This window comes from Novosphingobium sp. G106 (assembly GCF_019075875.1).
GTDB lineage: Bacteria > Pseudomonadota > Alphaproteobacteria > Sphingomonadales > Sphingomonadaceae > Novosphingobium.
This window is the reverse complement of sequence record NZ_JAHOOZ010000001.1, coordinates 4,030,500-4,049,565: the sequence shown is the minus strand read 5'-3', so window position 1 is coordinate 4,049,565 and position 19,066 is coordinate 4,030,500. Positions and strand designations below refer to the sequence as shown.

The window sequence follows — 19,066 nt, the reverse complement described above, 5'->3', positions numbered from 1 at the left end:
CGCGATTAGGGAATTTGTGGTATTATTCACTTCGCCGCAATCGCGGTGATGCCATTGGCCGCCACGACGAATCACAAAGCGACTCATGCAATGGGACTGTTCAAGTCAGAGATTACCCGCTTCTTCGCCCTCGGCTTCGGCGCCGGGGCACTGCTCGTGCTGGCGACGCTCGGCATTGGTGGAAGCAGCGACGTAGCGACCGGCGTGGTTCCCAAGGCCGTCGCGGCCGAAGCCCAGTGATCGCCAGCCAGCCCGTCGCGTGATGAGGCGCGCAGCCTTCCTGCTGCCCCTCCTGGCGCTTGCCGCCGCCTGTCAGCAACCCGCATCCGCCGAGACTGTCGTTCTGACGCCCGCCGCACAGCGCCAGGCGAGCGAGCCAGCCGGCCTCAAGACCGCAATTTTTGCGGGTGGCTGCTTCTGGGGCGTAGAAGGCGTGTTCAGCCATGTGATCGGCGTGACCAGCGCGGTCTCGGGCTATCACGGCGGCCCTGCCAACAAGGCGCATTATGAGCTGATCCACGGCGGCGACAGCGGCCACGCCGAATCGGTGCGCGTCACCTACGACCCCGCCCGCGTCCGCTACGACCAGCTGCTGCGCATCTTCTTTTCGGTAGTAACCGACCCGACCCAGCTCAACCGCCAGGGCCCCGATGTCGGCAAGGAGTACCGCAACGCGCTCGTACCGATGAATCCCGAGCAGCGTGCGGTGGCAGAGGCTTACCTTGCCCAGCTGCGCGCCTCGAACGTCTGGCATGCGCCGATCGTCACCCGGATAGAGGCCTATCAGCGCTTCTACCCGGCCGAGACCGATCACCAGGACTTCATGCTGAACAACCCCGATCACCCCTATATCCGGCGCTGGGACGCGCCCAAGGTGGCAGCGCTGCAACGTGTGTTTCCCGGCGAATACAAGCGAGCCTTCACCGCGCGCTGATTGCTGCCTATATCGGGGGCATGTCAGGGCACGACCATCACGAGCACGAGGGTGAAACGCTGATCGACGCGGCGCGCGATGCGCTGGTCGCGGAGGGCGAGCAGTGGACCGAGATGCGTGCCGACGTCTTCGCCGCGCTCGCGGCACGCGACAAGCCGAGCTCGGCTTACGACATCGCCGAAAGCGTCTCGGCGCTACGTGCCAAGCGCGTCGCGGCGAACTCGGTCTATCGCATCCTCGATCTCTTCGTGCGCACCAATCTCGCGCGCCGGGTCGAGAGCGCCAATGCCTATGTCGCCAACAGCCACCCGGGCTGTCGCCACGACTGCATCTTCCTGATCTGCGATTCCTGCGGCCAGCTCGTCCATATCGACGACGACAAGCTCACCGGCGCGCTGGTGAGCGCGGCGAAGAGCGCTGGCTTCGCAGACGTTCGTCCCGTGGTCGAACTGCGCGGCATGTGCGAGACCTGTAGTTGAGAGGTCTCGGCTTAGTCCGGTTTACCCAATCCTAAGTCCGTATCGCTATGTCTCGCCCAAAGGGGGACGGCAGTGGCGACGCATTTTGTCGGCCGGGCAGGCGCCTTGCGGCAAGACAGTCTCGACGGCGGTTCGCGCTTCGTCGGTTTCAGCGCCGACGAAGCGCTGATCGGCGCGTGGGCTCGGCTCGAGCTGACCGCGCAGCTGCCGACGCAGTTCTATGCTTTTGCCGCTTCACTTTCCGAAACGCTGCTCGCTGATACGCCACTGACCCTGCTGATGGCATCGACGGCGAGCGGTGCGAGCGCGCTGTTGCCGCTGTGCCGCGGCAAGGGCTATTTCGCGCGCTGGCGGGCGGTTGGGCCACGGGAACTGTTCGAACCCGTCGATGCGCTCTGCGCCGATGACGAAGGCGTGGTGCTGCTGGCGGAGGCGCTGTCGCGCCAGTCGCGGCCACTGCTGCTCGATCGCATTCCGGCCAGCTCCGGTCTGATCCCAGCCTTGCGGAGCGCGATGAAAGGCAAGGGCTGGCTGTCGGTGCGACCGGGGGTGTCGACGCCGACGATCACGCTCGACGAAAGCTGGACCGCGCCCGAAAGCCAGTTCAATTCCGGGCGGCGATCCGATTTCCGCCGCGCCGCGCGCCGTGCGGGCGAACTCGGGACGGTGACCTACGAAATGCTCTCGCCGGGCGTGGAGGCCTTCGACGCGCTGTTCGACGAAGCCATCGCCGTCGAAGTGCGCTCGTGGAAGAAGGAGGCTGGCACGGCCATCGCGGTCGACGGCGCAAAGGAAGCTTTCTTCCGCAATTTCTTCCGTTCGGCGAGCCGGCAAGGCATCTTCCGCGTCGCCTTCCTGCGTATCGACGGTCAGGCCGTCGCCATGCAGATGGGGCTCGAATGCCTGGACCGCTACTGGCTGTTCAAGATCGGTTATGACGAGGCCTTCGGCAAATGCTCGCCGGGCACGCTGCTGATGCTGCATACGCTGGGCTGGGCGGCCGGCCGCCGGCTGCAGTCCTACGAACTGCTCGGCGATGTCGAACCGTGGATCGCCGCGCTCTGGACCCGCGAGCACCGCGAATGCCTGCGCGTGCGGACCTATCCGTTCGGCCTGCGCGGCGCGGTCGGCTTCTCGGCTGACCTGGCGACCTGGATGACCGCACGAATGAAGCCCAGGGCCGATGCGGCCTGACCTCTGGGGCATGCTGCGCGATGCGCGCTATGCCTTGCCGCGCCAGATCGAGAAGGTCAGCAGTGGGCCCGGTCCCGAGGCAGCAGCGCAGATCTGCGCCAGGCTACAGGCGCGTGGCTTGCGCGCTACCGCGGGACACTTCCCGGGAAGCCGTGACACGGCGAAGAGCATCGCGGCTGCCAATGTGGCCGTGGCCGGCTGCCTGAAGGAGCGGGCCGGCGATGCCTATCTCTCGGTCAAGGCGCCGCCGCTCGGATTCGACCGGGCCCACCTTCGGGCGATCGCCGAGGCTGCGGCATCGTCCGGGCTGGCCGTGCTGTTCGACGCGCACGCCCCGCACCAGGCCGAAGCCACGCAGGCGCTGTTCGGCGAGCTGCTGGCGCAGTTCCCTGGCACCGGTTGCGTTCTGCCCGCGCGCTGGAGGCGCTCCATGGCCGATGCGGCGCGTTTCCGAGATACCTCTGCGCGGCTGCGCATCGTCAAGGGGGAGTGGGCCGATCCCGACTGGGGGGGATTGCGATATCGAAGCCAGTTACCTCGGCCTGGTCACGCGCCTCGCGGGCCGGACCGCTCCTGTTTCAGTCGCCACCCACAGCCCTCTGCTTGCCGAGCGTGCGCTCGCTATCCTGCTCGATGCCGGCACGCCGTGCGAGCTCGAGCAGCTCCGCGGTCTGCCGATGCGCCGCACCATGGCGATCGCGCGGCGGCTGGGTGTGCCGGTGCGGATCTATGTGCCGTTCGGGCCGGGCTGGCTGCCCTATGCCGCCGACAAGGCGCTGGGCCGTCCCTATTTGCCGAAGTGGATCGTCCGCGACCGGCTGGGCCTGGTCGACTGAACCCTCTAGCCGAACTGCGTCAGGCTCAGCACGTTGCCGTCAGGATCGGTGAACCAGGCGACCTTGGCGCCGCCGCCAGGCGGGCTCCAGATGCCGTCGGCGTCCTGACCGAAGCCTTCGTAGATGCGGAAGGTCACGCCCTTGGCCTTGAGCTCGGCCGCGGCTGCGGCGATGTCGGGCACGTCCCAGCCCAGCACGGTATGCTGGGCGCCGGTGTGGCCGGGCAGGTCGGTTAGCCGGATCGTCATGCCGCTGCCGAGGCCGAAGGTCACAGCAAAGTCGTCCTCGGAGAGAATCGGCAGGCCCAGCGCGCCGGCATAGAACGGCTTGGCCCGAGTCCGGTCGGCCGTGAGGATGAAAGCGACCGGGCTCGCGGATAGCAACGTCATGGGAACATCCTCTCGTGCGGAGCGCTTGCAGGAGGCTGAGAATATTGCCGCAACGCTCAATCGACACCACTTAGCCGAGCGTGTAAGGGCCTATCAATGACTGCCGAACCGGCCACCCCGTTGCTCGATACGATCGATAGTCCGGACGACCTGCGCAAGCTTCCGCCGGAGCGGCTGCGCCAGCTGGCCGACGAGCTTCGCAGCGAGACGATTGCTGCCGTCGGGCAGACCGGCGGGCACCTGGGCTCGGGTCTCGGCGTGGTCGAGCTGACCGTGGCGATCCATTATGTGTTCGATACGCCGGCCGACCGTCTCGTCTGGGACGTCGGTCACCAGGCCTATCCGCACAAGATCATCACGGGCCGCCGCGACCGCATCCGTACGCTGCGCCAGGGCGGCGGGCTCTCGGGCTTCACCAAGCGCAGCGAGAGCGAGTACGACCCGTTCGGCGCGGCGCACAGTTCTACCTCGATCTCGGCCGCGCTGGGCTTTGCCGTGGCCAACAAGCTGGCGGGCACGCCGGGCCGCGGCATCGCGGTGATCGGCGACGGCTCGATGAGCGCGGGCATGGCCTACGAGGCGATGAACAACGCCAAGCAGGCGGGGGCCGCCTCGTCGTGATCCTCAACGACAATGACATGTCGATCGCGCCGCCGGTCGGCGGGCTCTCGGCCTATCTCGCCAGGCTGGTCTCCTCGCGCCAGTTCCTCGGCATCCGCGATCTCGCGCGGCGCGTCTCGCGCCGGCTGCCCGAGCCGCTGCACCGCGCCGCCAAGAAGACCGACGAGTTCGCCCGCGGCATGGCGATGGGCGGCACCTTCTTCGAGGAGCTGGGCTTCTACTACGTCGGCCCGATCGACGGTCACAACCTCGACCAGCTGATCCCGGTGCTCGAGAACGTGCGCGACGCCGCCGAGGGTCCGTGCCTGATCCATGTGGTCACGCAGAAGGGCAAGGGCTACGCCCCGGCCGAGCAGAGCGCCGACAAGTACCACGGCGTGCAGAAGTTCAACGTCGTCACCGGCGAGCAGGCCAAGGGCGCCGCCGGTCCGCCGAGCTATACCAACGTCTTCGCGAAAGCGCTGATCGCCGAGGCGACGCGCGACAGCACGGTCTGCGCGATCACCGCGGCGATGCCCTCGGGCACCGGGCTCGACAAGTTCGGCGAGGCCTTCCCCGACCGCAGCTTCGACGTCGGCATCGCCGAGCAGCACGCGGTGACTTTCGCCGCGGGCCTCGCCGCCCAGGGCATGCGCCCGTTCTGCGCGATCTATTCGACCTTCCTGCAGCGCGCCTACGACCAGGTCGTCCACGACGTCGCGATCCAGAACCTGCCGGTGCGCTTCGCCATCGACCGCGCGGGCCTCGTCGGTGCCGACGGCGCCACTCATGCGGGCTCGTTCGACGTCACTTACCTCGCGACCCTGCCCAACATGGTCGTCATGGCCGCGGCCGACGAGGCCGAGCTGGTCCACATGACGCATACCGCGGCCATGCATGACGACGGCCCGATCGCCTTCCGCTATCCGCGCGGCAACGGCGTCGGCGTGCCGCTGCCCGAGGTTCCCGAGCGGCTCGAGATCGGCAAGGGCCGGATTGTGCGCGGCAATGACAAGGGGGGCAACAAGATCGCGCTGCTCTCGCTGGGCACGCGGCTGGCCGAAGCGCTCAAGGCGGCCGACCAGCTCGACGCCAAGGGGCTGTCGACCACGGTCGCCGACCTGCGCTTCGCCAAGCCGCTCGACGAGGACCTGATCCGCAAGCTGATCACGACGCACGAGGTCGTCGTCACGGTCGAGGAAGGCGCGGTCGGCGGGCTCGGCGCCCATGTCCTGACCATGGCCAGCGACGAGGGCCTGACCGACCCCGACAGCGCCCATGGCGGCCTCAAGATCCGCACGATGCGCCTGCCCGACCTCTTCCAGGACCACGACGCGCCCGACAAGCAGTACGACGCCGCCGGCCTCAACGCCCCGCAGATCGTCGATACCGTGCTGAAAGCCCTGCGCCACAACAGCGCCGGGGTCAGCGAGGCGCGGGCTTAGGCCCGCCCCGGCAACGCCCCCTCGACGTTCTCGCCTTCGCCGCCGCCGTGGATCGCGGCTTGGTCGGCCGGCGTGACGCGGTCTTCCAGTGTATCGAGGTGCATCCAGCGTTTCACCCAGCGCGCCAGCACCATGACGACGACGGCCACGCCGATCGTGATCCAGCCGATCCTGGTATAGATGTCCAGCGTCAGCTCCTTGGACATCTCACCGCTTTCACCGCCGGTCGCCTCACCGATCTTGCCGGCGACGAAATTGCCCACCGCGGTCATGTAGAACCAGGCGCCCATGATGAAGCTGCCAAGGTGCAGCGGGGCGAGACGGGTCATGGCCGAAAGGCCGACGGGCGAGAGGCACAGCTCGCCGGTGGTGGCGAAGAAATAGATCAAGAACACGAAGATGACGGGAGTCATGTTCTCGATGCCCACAGCGCGGGCGCCCCAGACAAACACCAGGAAGGACAGCCCGACCTGGGCCAACGCGAGGCCGAACTTGGCCGGGGCCGAGGGTTCCAGCCCGCGTTTGCCCAGCCATTGCCACAGCGCGGCGAAGATCGGGCCCAGTAGTACGATGTAGATCGGGTTGATCGACTGGAACAGGCTGGTGGGCACTCCGGCGCGGTCGACGTAGCGGTCGGTATAGAGGCTGAGCGACCCGCCGGCCTGCTCGAACAGGCCCCAGAACACCGGGTTCAGCGCGATCAGGAACAGGATCGCGAACATCCGCTCGCGGGGTTCCTTGGGCAGCTTGAATGCTTCGTAGAGCGTGTAGAGCAGCATCGCCACGCCGCTGACGATCAGCAGGTTCTGGATGATGCCCTGGTACTGCAACAGGAACCAGAGCACCGCCACTGCGGCAAAGCCTGTGCCGTAGAGCACCCATTCGCGGCTGCCCACCAGCGGCTTGGGCGGTTCACCCTGACCGCGCAGCGCCGGCTTGCCGATCATGAAGATGATGAGGCCGAGCACCATGCCGATGCCCGCGAGGCCGAAGCCCCAGGACCAGCCGATCGTCTCGCCGAGGTAACCGACCAGGATCGTGCCGAGCGCCGCGCCGACGTTCACGCCCATGTAGAAGATCGTGTAGGCGGCGTCGCGGCGGATATCGCGCATGGCATAGAGCTGGCCGACGATCACCGAGATGTTCGCCTTGAGGAAACCCGAGCCGACGCAGATCAGCGCCAGCGCCAGCCAGAACACGTTGATCGCCGGATCGGCCTGCTTGACCAGCGGGTCGGTCGCGCCCTGCAAGCCTTCGTAAGCCATGAACAGGTGGCCGAGTGCCAGCAGCAGGCCGCCGAACACCACGGCTTTGCGCTGCCCCAGCCAGCGGTCGGCCAGATATCCGCCGAGCACCGGGGTGATGTAGACCAGGCTGGTATAGGCGCCGTAGATCAGGTTCGACTTGCCGTCGCCGAACAGCCAGAACTTGGTGAGATAAAGGATCAGCAGCGCCCGCATGCCGTAATAGGAGAAGCGCTCCCACATCTCCGCATAGAACAGCACGAACAGGCCGCGCGGATGGCCGACGAATTCCTCGCTCTTGCGTGTGGCGATCAGCGCGCCGACGATCAGGAATGCGAATAGCGCGGTGGCGGCGATCGCAGCGATCCAGTCACCCTCGTTCCAGACGGCCATGGATTTCATTCTGGGTGGCGATCTTTCTCATGCGACCTTGCCCTGCCGGCAAGCGGCCAGACTAGGCGCAGTTGGTCGCGATGAAAAGCCGCTGCCTCGAGAACGTCGTTCCCCAGGAATAGTGATACAAGATTGATACAGCCCCGTAAAATTGTTTGCCTGAGCGGTACTGTTCCAGCTTTCGGTATTGCGAATAGCGGGGCGTCATGGCAATTTGACACTACGGTGCGAGCTTGCGCAGCCAATATTGTGGCGGTGCTCAGTCCGGGTCGTGGGGGGATGAGTTGCGATGATCAGATCAGAGCTGTTGCAGGCCTTGGCCAGAGAGAATCCCGAATTGCGCATCGAGGATGTCGAGCGCGCGGTGGATACCTTCTTCGATGAAGTGGCGGAAAGCCTGGCCGAGGGTGGCCGTGTCGAGCTGCGTGGCTTCGGCGCCTTCTCGACCCGCCAGCGCGAAGCGCGTAAGGGCCGCAATCCCCGGACCGGCGATACGGTGAGCGTTCCCGAGAAGCGCGTGCCCTATTTCAAGCCGGGCAAGGAAATGCGCGCTCGCCTGAACGTCGGCTAGGCAGCCCGATGGGCGCGCAGCTGTTGCTGCCGGACTATTGTAAGCGGCTGGGCCTTCTGCGACAGACGGCGCGCATCACCCGCGCGGACGTGGCGGAATGGTAGACGCAGCGGACTTAAAATCCGCTTGGGTATCCCAGTGCGGGTTCGAGTCCCGCCGTCCGCACCAAGCCCCTTCGAGACTAGGTACCAGAGGGAGGTAACTCCCCGGAATTAATGCAATAAACAAGGGAGGATGCAATGAAAACACATCAATCGAGGACTATCCATGCGCGCCGCAGGCTGCGGCTGGCGACCATGCTCGGCGCATCGGCGCTGGCAGCGCCCTTCTCCGTCACCCCCGCCTTGGCGCAGGGCGCGGAAGCCAGCGTCGACAGCAACACTATCGTTGTCACCGCGCAGCGCCGCGCAGAAGCGGTCGAAGACGTGCCGATGACCGTTACCGTCGTCACTCCGGAGACGTTGAGTCAGCTGGGCGTCAACAGCGTCCGCGACCTGCAGAACGTGACCTCGGGCTTCTCGCTCAACAATAGCGGTACCTATCCACAGCCGGCGATCCGCGGCGTCACCACGACCAACTCGGGTTCCTACGAGAACAACGTCGCGCTCTGGGTCGACGGTCTCTACCAGATCACGCCGCAGGTCCTGAACATGGATCTGCCCAACGTCCAGAGCATCCAGGTCCTCAAGGGCCCGCAGGGCGCGCTCTATGGCCGCAACGCCACCGGCGGCGCGATTCTGCTCGATACGATCGATCCGGGCAGCTCGATGAAGGGCAATCTCGAGGCGACCTATGCCCGCTTCGACGACCGGCGCGCGCGCGGCTATGTCGCGGGGCCGCTCAGCGACAATGTCGGCTTCAGCATCGCCGGCACCTATCGCAAGACCGACGGCTACTACAAGAAGGTCAGCCTCACCGACGTGACGAAGACCGATGGTCGCACGCTCGGGCTGGAGCAGGAATCGGTCCGCGCCAAGCTCAAGGGCGAACTGGGGGCGTTGACGGCCACGATCGGCTATAACTTCACGCGCGCCAGCGATCCGCGGGGCGCCTACTTCACGCCGTTCGAAAACCTGACCGCGGGCTTCACGCCGCGTAACCTGGGCGACGTTTCCGAAGACGCCGCGGTGCTCGATTTCAAGCAGCACGAGGGTTCGTTGAAGCTCGAACTCGATACCGGCATCGGCACGTTGCGGTCTGTCACCGGCTACCAGCACTCCAGCCTCGTGACGACTTACGATTCCGATGGTCGCTACAGCGCGTTCGGCCTCACGGGTGTGGCCAACGATACGATCTCGGACTCGCTGATCTTCGAGGACACCTGGCAGGAGAACGTCGACTACACGATCAACGCCATCAAGAACCTCGACCTGATCATCGGCGGCACCTACTTCAACAACAAGGAGAAGTTCGGGAAGGGCCGCGAGAATGCCAACTACGTGTTCCCGAACACGCCGACCTCGGGCCCGGGCACTCCGTTCTCGGCCTATCGCCTGGCCTCGACCAGCGACTATGCGCGCACCAAGGAAGCCTTTGCGCTTTTCCTAGACGCGACCTTCCACGTGACGGACAAGCTGAGCATCAACGTCGGCGGCCGTTACAGCAAGGAAACGCAGGACATTTCTGCGGTGAAGACGTCGTACTGCGCAGTGCTGACGGGCTGCGCGGCTCTCGGCGCGACGGCGATCACGATTCCGTTCGGCGCATCGCGCGGGCAGAACTACAACGCGACCAATGGCTCGACCTACAGCAAGTTCACGCCGCGGGCTTCGATCCGCTATGAGATCGCACCGCGCACCAACATCTACGCGAGCTATTCGCAAGGCTTCAAGGCCGGTGAATGGAACGGCGTCATCCCGTTCGACACTGCCGCGACCTGGAAGCAATTCGGCCAGATCGGCCAGGAGACGATCGATGCCTTCGAAGTCGGCGTGAAGGGCGCCGGCCACAATTACAGCTTCGACCTCTCGGGCTTCTACTACAACTACCACAATCTGCAGGTCAGCTCGGTGCAGTTCGTCAACGGTGTGACGGGCGTTCTCCTGCAGACCATTCCCAAGGCGAAGATCTACGGCGCCGAAGCCAACTTCAGCTACAACGTCATGGAGAACTTCAAGGTCAACGCCGGCGCCACCTGGCTGCACGCGCGCTATGGCGACGGTGCCTACTATCGCGGCACTTCGGTCAATCCGGCAGCTGCTGCCTTCCCCAATTCCGTCGATCCGCTTAGGGGCGCAACCAATGTGTTCATCCCGCCGGCCTGGCAGGACATTTCGCACATGCAGATGGTCCGCGCCCCGGACTTCTCGGGATTCGTCGGCTTCGAATACAAGGTGCCGCAGGGTGAAGGCGGCCTGACCTTTGCGGGTAACCTCAAGTACACGTCCAGCTACGTGGTGACCGATGCGTCGATCTGGGGCGGCGAGAGCGATGCTTCGTACACTGCCCGCAAAAACGCTGCTGTGTTGGCCGGACAGCCGGTGCCGGCGCCGAACAACCAGCAGACGTTGCAAGGCACGGCCTATGTCGGTCGCGCCAACGAACAGCGCGCGCGTCAGAGCGGCTATGCTCTGGTCAATGCGTCGATCACCTGGGCGGACCCGACCGATCATTACTATGTTCGCGTCTGGGGCAACAACCTGACGAACAAGATCTACAAGGTCCACTACCGGCCGACGACGCGCACTTATGCGCCTATCGGCGAGCCGCTGACTTTCGGCGGTACGGTCGGCTACAAGTTCTGATCTGACCGTTCTATAGAATATGGCCCGGTTGCGCAGGTCGCAGCCGGGCCTTTTCTTGTCCAAATCGGTCTCAAAAATTGCGGTGGGATTAATGGCCCGTTAGGCCACATAGCCTATCGTCACTCGATATTAACCGCGTCTGCGTGCGCCAGGGGGCTGCCGGACTGCGCTTGATCGGGTGCAAGATGGAAGATTTGAGCCGCAATCCAGCTGCCGAAAACGCTGCCGAGCTCTCGGTCGAAGAACTGCGCTCGGCGCCGCGCTTCACTCTACTGATCCGCAGCGCGAAGCTGATCTGCGAAGGCGCCGAATATCTCTGCATCATCCGCGACGTCTCGGCGAGCGGCGTGAGGCTGCGCATCTTCCACAAGCTGCCGCCCGTCCAGCGCTTCTCGCTCGAGCTCAGCACCGGCGAGCGCTACGATCTCGACCGCGTCTGGGAAGCCGCGGACCACGCCGGCTTCCGCTTTGCCGACTGGATCGAGGTCAAGAATTTCATCGCCGAGGCCAGTCCCTATCCCAAACGCGCGCTGCGATTGCGGCTGGAATTCCCAGCAAGGATCACCGCCGATGGCGAGAGCGGCGAGGCGACCGTGCGCGACCTGTCGCGCGAAGGCGCTCGCATCGAAACCACTCTGCCGCTGGCGATCCGCCAGAAGGTCCACTTCACCGTGAAAGGCCTGCCGACGATCGTCGGCAATGTCTGCTGGCGCTCGCGCAGCGCCTATGGCCTCGTCTTCCAGCAGGTCTTCAGCTTCGAGGAATTGGCCAAGCTGGCCGCCCAGTTGCAGCCGATCGTCGCGCCCGCCGCACAGGCCTCGCCCCGGCGCTTCGCCTGAGGTGACCTAGCCGGCGCGGAACGCCATCGCGTCGCCGTTCATGCAATAGCGCAGCCCGGTCGGCGCCGGACCGTCGTCGAACACGTGGCCGAGATGGCCGCCGCAGCGCGCGCAGTGCACTTCGGTGCGGACCATTCCCAGATCGAAATCGCGCGACGTACCGATCCCGCGCGGCAGGGGGCGGTAGAAGCTCGGCCAGCCCGTGCCGCTCTCGAACTTGGTGGTCGAGGAGAACAGCGGATTGCCGTCCGCCGCGCAGACGAAAGTGCCGCGGCGGTGCTCGTTCAGCAGCGGCGAGGTGCCGGGGCGCTCGGTGCCCTTCTCGCGCAGGATGTGGAACTGGGCGGGCGTCAGCCGCTTGCGCCATTCAGCCTCGCTGTAGCTGACCGGATAGGCGGCGGCCGAGGCGGTGCCGCTGCCGCAGGCGGCCAATGCGGGAAGCGCGGCCGAAGCGGCGAGCCATGTCACGAAGCTGCGGCGATCGAGGTGTTGGGACATGGGGCGCGTTCTCCGGGGGATACTGTCCCCAGAAGATCGGTTGTCCCGGCGCGATGTCAACTAGGCGCGGGCGGCCTTGCGCCGGCCGAACAGTCCGCGCTTGGGCGCTGCGCCCGCCGAGCCCGACTTCATCACCCGCGTGCGGAACAGCCGCGAACCGGCGCGCACCAGCAGCAGCACCCACAGCACCTGCCAGGCGATCGCCGCCAGGTGCGGCCAGATCGCCCCATCCTGTGCCGCCCGCGCCAGCATGGCGAAGGGCGAGCTGAAGGGCAGTACGATCGCGGCCAGTTCGACCGCGCTGTTCGGCCGGCTCATCGCATAGGTGGCGAAGAGGAACACGAAGAGCTGGAGCATGGTCGCGGGCAGCGACAGCGTCTGCACTTCGCGGACCGTCGTCGCCATCGAGCCGATCGCGAGGAAGACCGATCCGATCAGCAGATAGGCCATCGTGAAATAGATCCCCCCCAGCGCCAGGAACGCCGGCCAGCCGACCGCCGGCGCCGCCACCGGCCCGAGCGCCTGCGCGCCCGCCAGCATCACCGCGCCGCCCGCCGTGCCCCAGACGCAGATCGCCACCAGCGATACCGCCAGCATGGCGAACAGCTTGCCGAAGAACACCGCCTCCATCGGGATCGCCGCCGCCAGGATCTCGATGATCTTGTTGCCTTTCTCCTCGACAAGGTTGGAGAGCACCATGCCGGCGAGCAGCATGGTCAGCAAGAACAGCAGCGTCTGCCCGGCCTGGGCGGTGCGCGTGCGATCCTCGTGCTGGTCGGCCGTGGTATTGGCGTTGGTGCCCGACAGCCAGACCTCGGGATAGCTCTTCGGTCCGCGGCCCAGGGCCTCTGCAGCGACGAGTGAAACGGGGCCTTTCCACCACTCGATGCGCCCCGTCGGACCCGTGAGCACCGGCGCTGAAAGCGGGCCGCTGGCAATCGCGGCGAGATTGGCTCCCTTGCCGCTGAGCGCAGTGGTGGCGTCGAAAGCCTCGCCGGGGGCCAATCGCTTGACCACGACGAATTCGGGCAGGCTCGCGCCTATCCGTGGATCGAGCTTGCGCCGCGCCGCGATCATCGCATCGGCATCGGCTGCCTGCATCGCGATGCCGAGCACGGGCTGCGCTGCATTCTCCTGCACCTTCTGGCCAATGTTGCCGGCGGTCATCGCGATGATCACGGGGAACAGCGGGCCCAGCAGGAAGAAGATGAAGCTGCGGCTGAACAGGACCGCGCCGAAATCGCGCCGGGCGACGACCAGCGCGGCGGCCAGCGTCGACAGGCGACCGGATTGGACGGGAGTGGTCATCGCGTTTCCTCCGGCCCTTCTTCTTCCAGCGCCTTGGCTGCGGCCTCGCCGGCAATGGCAACGAAGGCATCATGCAACCCGGCGCGCTCGATCGACAGCGAGAGGATGCCCGCCTCGCCCTCGATCAGCGCACGCAGCAGCGGCTCGATGCCCGTGTCGGGCAGGGTGAAATGCCAGAACCGCCCCTCGCGCCGGGCATCGGCCGGGAATCCGGCGCGCCAGGGGCCGTCGTCGGCCCGCGTTTCCAGCCGTACTTGCGGGCGAATGCGATCGCGCGCGACGTCGACCGGGCCGGCGAACGGCACCTTGCCACCGGCGATGATCGCGACCTCGTCGCAGAGTCGTTCGGCATGGGCGATGACGTGGGTCGAGAAGATCACCGTCGTGCCCTTCTCGGCCAGTCCGCGCATCATTTTTTCGAGCTTGCCCTGGTTGAGCGCGTCGAGGCCCGAGAACGGCTCGTCGAAGATCACCAGCCGCGGCTCGTGGACCAGCGTCGCGAGGATCTGCACCTGCTGGGCCATGCCCTTGGACAGCTGGCGGATCTGACGGTCGATCGCATAGCCCAGGCCATGCTCCTCGAGCAGCGCCTTGCCGCGCTTGCGGCCCTCGGCCAGCGGTAGGCCACGCAGTGCGCCGACGAAGGCGATCGCCTCATAGGCCTTCATCGCCGGATATAGCCCGCGCTCCTCGGGCAGGTAGCCGACGGCATGGGCGACGTCATGCGGCCGATCGGCGCCGAGCAGCCGGCGCAGGCCCTCGTCGGGATCGATGATGCCCAGCAGCATGCGCAGGGTCGTGGTCTTGCCCGCGCCGTTGGGGCCGAGAATGCCGTAGATCGCGCCCTCGGGCACCGACAGGTCGACGCCGTCCACCGCTGTGAAGCCGTCGAAGCGCTTGACGAGGCCGCGGGCCTCGATGGCGAGCGGCCTGCCGGCTACCGCCTTTTCTGCGCTCTCATTGCCCGTGGGGGCCCAATCACCTAGGTCCATCCTCATGGTCTGCGGCATTAGCCGCGGCTTGTGAATAGGAGCGTCAGCAAAGTTGGTTAACGCCGCAGCCATGGCCACGTTGCGCACCGATCTCGCGGCGGAGGCGGAGCGGCTGGGCTTCGCCGCCTTCGGCATTGCGCCGGCGGCCGAGAATGCGCGTGCGGCGGCTCGGCTCGAGACCTGGCTGGCCGAGGGCATGCACGGCTCGATGGGTTGGATGGAGGAGCGCGCGCACCACCGCCGCTCGCCGCAAGGGCTCTGGCCCGAGGCGCGCAGCGTGGTCGGCCTCGGCATGAGCTATGCGCCTGCCAGCGATCCGCTGGCGCTGGCGGACCATCCAGACCGGGCGCGGATATCGGTCTATGCCCAGGGCAAGGACTACCACGACGTCGTCAAGAAGGCGCTCAAGGCGCTGGCGCGCTGGCTGGTCGAAGCCGCGAAGAAGCGCGGGCTTGGCGATATCGGGGTCAAGGTCTTCGTCGATACGGCACCGGTCATGGAAAAGCCGCTGGGCGAGGCGGCGGGGCTCGGCTGGCAGGGCAAGCATACCAACCTCGTCAGCCGCGAACACGGCTCCTGGCTGTTCCTCGGCGCGATCTACACGACGCTGGACCTGCCCGTGGACGAGTCGGGCGAGGACCGGTGCGGCACCTGCCAGGCTTGCCAGGATGCCTGCCCGACCGAGGCCTTTCCCGCGCCCTACCGGCTCGATGCCCGCCGCTGCATCAGCTACCTGACGATCGAACACAAGGGTCCGATCCCCGACGAGTTCCGCGCGGCCATGGGCAACCGCATCTACGGCTGCGACGATTGCCTGGCGGTTTGCCCATGGAACAAGTTCGCCCAGGATGCAGCAGCGATGCGCGCCTTCCTGCCGCGCGCCGAACTGGTTGCGCCGAAGCTGGCCGAACTGTTGTCGCTCGACGATGCCGGCTTCCGCGCGCTGTTTTCCGGCTCGCCGATCAAGCGGATCGGCCGCGACCGTTTCGTGCGCAACTGCCTGATCGCGGCGGGGAACAGTGGCGACGCGGGCTTGCGGGCGCAGGTAGAGACGCTGCGCCGCGATCCAGATCCGGTAGTCGCCGAAGCGGCGGACTGGGCCGCCGCCGCGCTCTCTGACCGCACTATTTCTTCGCCTTTACCGCCGTGCCCATGATCTCGAAGTTGGCGCCGTTAAGCAGGCTCCCCGCGCCGAGAAAGGCACGGGCGGGCAGCGGCCCCTTGAAGTAGGTGCGATAGACCTCGTTGAACGCGGCATAGTTGCCGAGGTCGGTGGCGAAAACCTGGACCCAGACGAGATCGTCCATCGTCATACCGGCGCGCGTGAGCGTGCGCGTCAGACCGTCGAGCAGCGACTTTGCGCCCGCCCTTGGATCGGTGAAAGGCTTGCCGGTGGCCGGGTCGGTGTCGGTGGAACCCGAGATATAGAGCGTGTCGCCCGCCTGCACCGCTGCACTGAACGGCGGACCCGGATTGGCCGGCGCGTCCGCGGGAGCAGGGGGGACGGATGACCGGCAAATGCACGTTCTCGGCCCGGGCGGCAGAGGGCAGGCCAAGGGCGGTTACCGCGGCGAAACCCGCAAGCAAGGCAGTGCGCATGTGTGAACCTCCTGTTGCAACCGGCCGAGCGTCGGCCAGCCGCATCAGGCGGTCAATGCGCGCTATGGCTTAGGTCCGCGGCATCTCCTTTTCGACATCAAAGCTTCACGCCGATGTGGTGAGCCTTCCGACGGCCATCGGAAATTCTCCGATCGCCGGGGCTTGGGGGCGACAAGCAATGCTCTTGTGTTTGCGGAACCGGCGCATGTCGCCGGAGCGGATCGATTTTGCGCGTGGAGCGCACGGTGAATAGCGCGCCGCTCGCGGTCGAGGATCAAGGTGGTAGCCTGGTCCAGGGCAGCGTTGCCCTGCTTTCAGGTAATCTGCTGGCAAACGATACCGATCCTGATCTCGCATCCGATCCGGACGAGCGGCTGATCGTGTCGGATGTCTTCCGTGGTCCGTTTGAGCCCAATCCGGTTACGGATCAGGGCACGATCTTCGTTTGCATGTTCGGCAAATTCTTCGTCAAGGCCGATGGAAGTTGGACCTATGCGCTGGATAACTCCAGCCTCAACACCCTCGCGTTGCGGCAGGGTGACACGCAACTCGACGGCGTGGAATACAGAGTGATCGATGCGCATGGGCTGAGCGATTACGGTGTTCTCACCGTTTCGATTAGCGGCAGCTATGAGATATTCATCGGTACCGACCGCGACGATGTTCTCGTCGGAACCGCGTACGACGATCTCTTCAACGGCGGTAAAGGTGCCGATCGCATGGGCGGGCCAGGCGGTGTCAACACCGTGACCTATGCCGATGCGGCTTCTGGCGTCTCGGCCAGCCTGCTGACCAAAGGCGGAAGCTATGGCGAAGCGGCTGGCGACAGATTCTATTATATCGGCAACCTTATCGGATCGGCCCATGCCGACGTGCTCGCGGGCGGCCGCTATGCAAACGTTATCAGCGGCGGAGCCGGGGATGACATCATCGAAGGCAATGGCGGCGCGGACACGCTGGATGGCGGCACCGGGAACGACGTCTTCTGGGTAAAAGGCAACGTCGTCGCCGATTTCGACGGCGGGGAAGGCTTAGACACGATCCGCGCCACTGCGAACAACGTGACGATCAACTGGACCTTCGACGTTTCGGACTATCGGGACATCAGCATCGTCGGCATCGAAGCAATCGACGGCAATGGCTATGCCAACGTGATCATCGCGGGCGCCGTGAGAGGACGACACCATCGACCTGTCGGGCGTGACCTTAGCGGGCATCGCCCGGATCGACGGGCGCACCGGTGACGACACGATCATTGGTTCGGCATCGTCCGATCGTATCCTGGGCGGCGGCGGCGACGATTTTCTCATGGGCGGCCAAGGGGACGATATCCTGATCGGCGGGGTTGGCGTCGATCGGTTGGAAGGCGGCGCCGGCGCCGATACTTTCGTATTCAGCCGTGGCGACAGCGGCAGAACAGCGCAATCGGCCGACGAGATCTGGGACTTCGGCGCGGGTGACAGGATCGACCTGTCCGCCATCGACGCCAATTCGGCCAATGGTGCCGCGACAAATGACAGCTTCACGTTCATCGGCTCAGCGCAGTTCGGCAAAGTCGCCGGGCAGTTACGCTACGATGCATATGGTCATATCAGCGCCGACATCAATGGCGACGGCAAGACGGACTTTATGCTCAGGCTCGGGGTCAGTGCCCTGACGGCGGATGATTTTTTCCTGTAGCCTCGCCGGCGCACCGAGGCGCACGGTTCAGAGCAGTTCCTTCAGCGGCACGTTCGCGTCGGCGAGCTGAGCCAAGTCCGGGCTTGCCCCGGTTTCAACCAGCTTGCGGCCCTGGACATAGTCCTTGACCATGTTGACGCAGTCTAGCGCGATGACCTTGCCGCCCTTGAGATAGACCACCGAGAACGAGCGCGCGTCGGGATCGCCGCGCAGCACGGTCTGGTCGTAGCCCACCGAGAGGCCGGCGGTCTGCAGGCGCAGGTCATACTGGTTCGACCAGAACCAGGGGAAGGCCTTGTAGGGATGCTCGTCGCCGAGGATCGCCTTGGCCACGCAGGTCGCCTGGTCGTTGGCGTTCTGCACCGATTCGACGCGCATCACTGTGCCGCCGGCGTAGTCGGCGGCGAAAGCGGCGCAGTCGCCGATGGCATAGATGTCGGGCAGCGAGGTGCGGCAGTATTCGTCGATGTCGACGCCGTTGCCGCCCGAGGCTCCGGCGGCGATCAGTGCCCCCACAGCGGGGACGATGCCGATGCCGACGATCACCGCGTCGGCCGGCAGTACGGTGCCGTCAGCCAGCTGCACGCCCGAGACGCGGCCTTCACCAACCAGCCCTTCGACCGCAACGCCGGTGCGCAGGTCGACGCCGTGATCGCGGTGTTCCTTTTCGTAGAAGGCCGAAAGCTGCTCGCCCGCGACGCGCGCCAAAACGCGCGGCAGGGCTTCGAGCAGGGTCACCTTGCAGCCGAGCTTGGTCAGCACGGCCGCCGCTTCGAGCCCGATGTAGCCGCCGCCGATGACGACGATGTTCTTCACGCCGCCGTCGATCTCGCCCATCAACTGGTCGCAGTCGGCGCGGGTGCGGACGGCGTGCAGGCCGGCGAGGTCAGACCCCGGACACGACAGCCGCCGCGGGTCGCCACCGGTCGCCCAGACCAGCTTGCCGTAGGTCAGGCCCTGACCGTTCGACAGGCTCAGTTCCTTCTTCGCCGGATCGACCGCGGTCACCTCGACATTGAGGTGAAGTGTGACGTCCTTCTCATGCCAGAAGGCGGGCGGACGAATGTAGAGCCGGTCGAAGGTCTTCTCGCGGGCGAAATATTCCTTCGACAGCGGCGGGCGCTCGTAAGGCGGCTCGGGCTCGCGCCCGATCATCACGATCGATCCGGTAAATCCGCCCTGGCGCAAGGCGATGGCGCACTGCGCCCCGCCATGACCCGCTCCCACAATGACGACATCTGCTTGTTCCATGGCCGCTCGATTGGCGAATTTTCGCCGCGCGTCAATGGGGCGTCGCGCACCTATGAGCCTTTATGGATCA

The 19,066-nt window shown here is 65.8% G+C and carries 18 protein-coding genes, 1 tRNA gene and 1 pseudogene; 13 read left to right on the top strand and 7 right to left on the bottom strand.

The window, feature by feature from the left end; genetic code table 11:
* The first annotated feature begins 90 nt into the window (after positions 1-90).
* The 5 genes from KRR38_RS19280 to KRR38_RS36260 all read left to right on the top strand — a co-directional run bounded on the left by KRR38_RS19280 (position 91) and on the right by KRR38_RS36260 (position 3,443).
* Positions 91-240, top strand: a complete 150-nt coding sequence (locus tag KRR38_RS19280) for a hypothetical protein (protein ID WP_217404595.1) — start codon at positions 91-93, stop codon at positions 238-240.
* 22 nt (positions 241-262) lie between these two features.
* A complete protein-coding gene (gene msrA, locus KRR38_RS19275) occupies positions 263-934 on the top strand; it encodes a peptide-methionine (S)-S-oxide reductase MsrA (protein WP_217407350.1) in 672 nt (223 codons plus the stop codon).
* A gap of 20 nt (positions 935-954) precedes the next feature.
* Positions 955-1,413: a Fur family transcriptional regulator gene (locus KRR38_RS19270; protein ID WP_217404593.1), complete on the top strand. Its 459-nt coding sequence runs from the start codon at positions 955-957 to the stop codon at positions 1,411-1,413.
* 72 nt (positions 1,414-1,485) lie between these two features.
* Positions 1,486-2,607: a GNAT family N-acetyltransferase gene (locus tag KRR38_RS37430; RefSeq protein WP_217404591.1), complete on the top strand. Its 1,122-nt coding sequence runs from the start codon at positions 1,486-1,488 to the stop codon at positions 2,605-2,607.
* Positions 2,608-3,044: 437 nt separating this feature from the next.
* Entirely contained in the window at positions 3,045-3,443 is a 399-nt protein-coding gene (locus KRR38_RS36260) for a proline dehydrogenase family protein (RefSeq protein ID WP_254514881.1), read from the top strand.
* 5 nt (positions 3,444-3,448) lie between these two features.
* Here the strand turns inward: KRR38_RS36260 and KRR38_RS19255 are convergent, their stop codons facing one another.
* Entirely contained in the window at positions 3,449-3,832 is a 384-nt protein-coding gene (locus tag KRR38_RS19255) for a VOC family protein (protein WP_217404589.1), read from the bottom strand.
* A gap of 96 nt (positions 3,833-3,928) precedes the next feature.
* Here KRR38_RS19255 and dxs point away from each other — a divergent pair.
* Positions 3,929-5,877 (top strand): annotated as a pseudogene (gene dxs, locus KRR38_RS19250) (1-deoxy-D-xylulose-5-phosphate synthase).
* Here the strand turns inward: dxs and KRR38_RS19245 are convergent.
* Positions 5,874-7,523: a peptide MFS transporter gene (locus tag KRR38_RS19245; protein WP_217404587.1), complete on the bottom strand. Its 1,650-nt coding sequence runs from the start codon at positions 7,521-7,523 to the stop codon at positions 5,874-5,876. The pseudogene dxs and the gene KRR38_RS19245 overlap by 4 nt on opposite strands.
* 280 nt (positions 7,524-7,803) lie before the next feature.
* Between KRR38_RS19245 and KRR38_RS19240 the strand changes: the two genes are divergently transcribed.
* The 4 genes from KRR38_RS19240 (at position 7,804) to KRR38_RS19225 (ending at position 11,668) form a co-directional block, all read left to right on the top strand.
* Positions 7,804-8,085, top strand: coding sequence for an integration host factor subunit beta (locus KRR38_RS19240; RefSeq protein ID WP_217404585.1), 282 nt, complete (start codon positions 7,804-7,806; stop codon positions 8,083-8,085).
* 83 nt (positions 8,086-8,168) lie between these two features.
* A tRNA-Leu gene (locus tag KRR38_RS19235) sits at positions 8,169-8,253 on the top strand.
* 71 nt (positions 8,254-8,324) lie between these two features.
* Positions 8,325-10,829: a TonB-dependent receptor gene (locus KRR38_RS19230; RefSeq protein WP_217404583.1), complete on the top strand. Its 2,505-nt coding sequence runs from the start codon at positions 8,325-8,327 to the stop codon at positions 10,827-10,829.
* A gap of 194 nt (positions 10,830-11,023) precedes the next feature.
* Positions 11,024-11,668 carry a PilZ domain-containing protein gene (locus tag KRR38_RS19225; protein ID WP_254514880.1) on the top strand — a complete coding sequence of 215 codons (645 nt, stop codon included), beginning with the start codon at positions 11,024-11,026 and terminating at the stop codon, positions 11,666-11,668.
* A gap of 6 nt (positions 11,669-11,674) precedes the next feature.
* On the opposite strand, the gene msrB is transcribed toward KRR38_RS19225, so the two are convergent.
* From msrB to KRR38_RS19210, 3 genes are read right to left on the bottom strand one after another with little or no spacing between them, the layout of a single operon-like run.
* Positions 11,675-12,166 carry a peptide-methionine (R)-S-oxide reductase MsrB gene (msrB, locus tag KRR38_RS19220; RefSeq protein ID WP_217404579.1) on the bottom strand — a complete coding sequence of 164 codons (492 nt, stop codon included), beginning with the start codon at positions 12,164-12,166 and terminating at the stop codon, positions 11,675-11,677.
* Positions 12,167-12,226: 60 nt separating this feature from the next.
* On the bottom strand, positions 12,227-13,474 hold the full coding sequence (locus KRR38_RS19215; protein ID WP_217404577.1) for an ABC transporter permease: 1,248 nt from the start codon (positions 13,472-13,474) through the stop codon (positions 12,227-12,229).
* On the bottom strand, positions 13,471-14,472 hold the full coding sequence (locus KRR38_RS19210; protein WP_217407349.1) for an ATP-binding cassette domain-containing protein: 1,002 nt from the start codon (positions 14,470-14,472) through the stop codon (positions 13,471-13,473). Before KRR38_RS19210 ends, KRR38_RS19215 begins: the two co-directional genes overlap by 4 nt.
* Before the next feature lie 64 nt (positions 14,473-14,536).
* Between KRR38_RS19210 and queG the strand changes: the two genes are divergently transcribed.
* Entirely contained in the window at positions 14,537-15,622 is a 1,086-nt protein-coding gene (queG, locus tag KRR38_RS19205) for a tRNA epoxyqueuosine(34) reductase QueG (RefSeq protein WP_217407348.1), read from the top strand.
* On the opposite strand, the gene KRR38_RS19200 is transcribed toward queG, so the two are convergent.
* On the bottom strand, positions 15,591-15,914 hold the full coding sequence (locus KRR38_RS19200; protein WP_217404575.1) for a RidA family protein: 324 nt from the start codon (positions 15,912-15,914) through the stop codon (positions 15,591-15,593). The genes queG and KRR38_RS19200 overlap by 32 nt on opposite strands.
* A gap of 384 nt (positions 15,915-16,298) precedes the next feature.
* Between KRR38_RS19200 and KRR38_RS19195 the strand changes: the two genes are divergently transcribed.
* Both KRR38_RS19195 and KRR38_RS19190 read left to right on the top strand, forming a co-directional pair.
* The gene (locus tag KRR38_RS19195; protein ID WP_217404573.1) at positions 16,299-17,309 is read left to right on the top strand and encodes a VCBS domain-containing protein; all 1,011 of its coding nucleotides are present in this window, start codon (positions 16,299-16,301) and stop codon (positions 17,307-17,309) included.
* A complete protein-coding gene (locus tag KRR38_RS19190; protein WP_309141088.1) occupies positions 17,266-17,745 on the top strand; it encodes a M10 family metallopeptidase C-terminal domain-containing protein in 480 nt (159 codons plus the stop codon). Before KRR38_RS19195 ends, KRR38_RS19190 begins: the two co-directional genes overlap by 44 nt.
* 27 nt (positions 17,746-17,772) lie before the next feature.
* Here KRR38_RS19190 and KRR38_RS19185 read toward each other — a convergent pair whose 3' ends face one another.
* The gene (locus KRR38_RS19185; protein ID WP_217404569.1) at positions 17,773-18,996 is read right to left on the bottom strand and encodes an NAD(P)/FAD-dependent oxidoreductase; all 1,224 of its coding nucleotides are present in this window, start codon (positions 18,994-18,996) and stop codon (positions 17,773-17,775) included.
* Positions 18,997-19,066 lie beyond the last annotated feature (70 nt).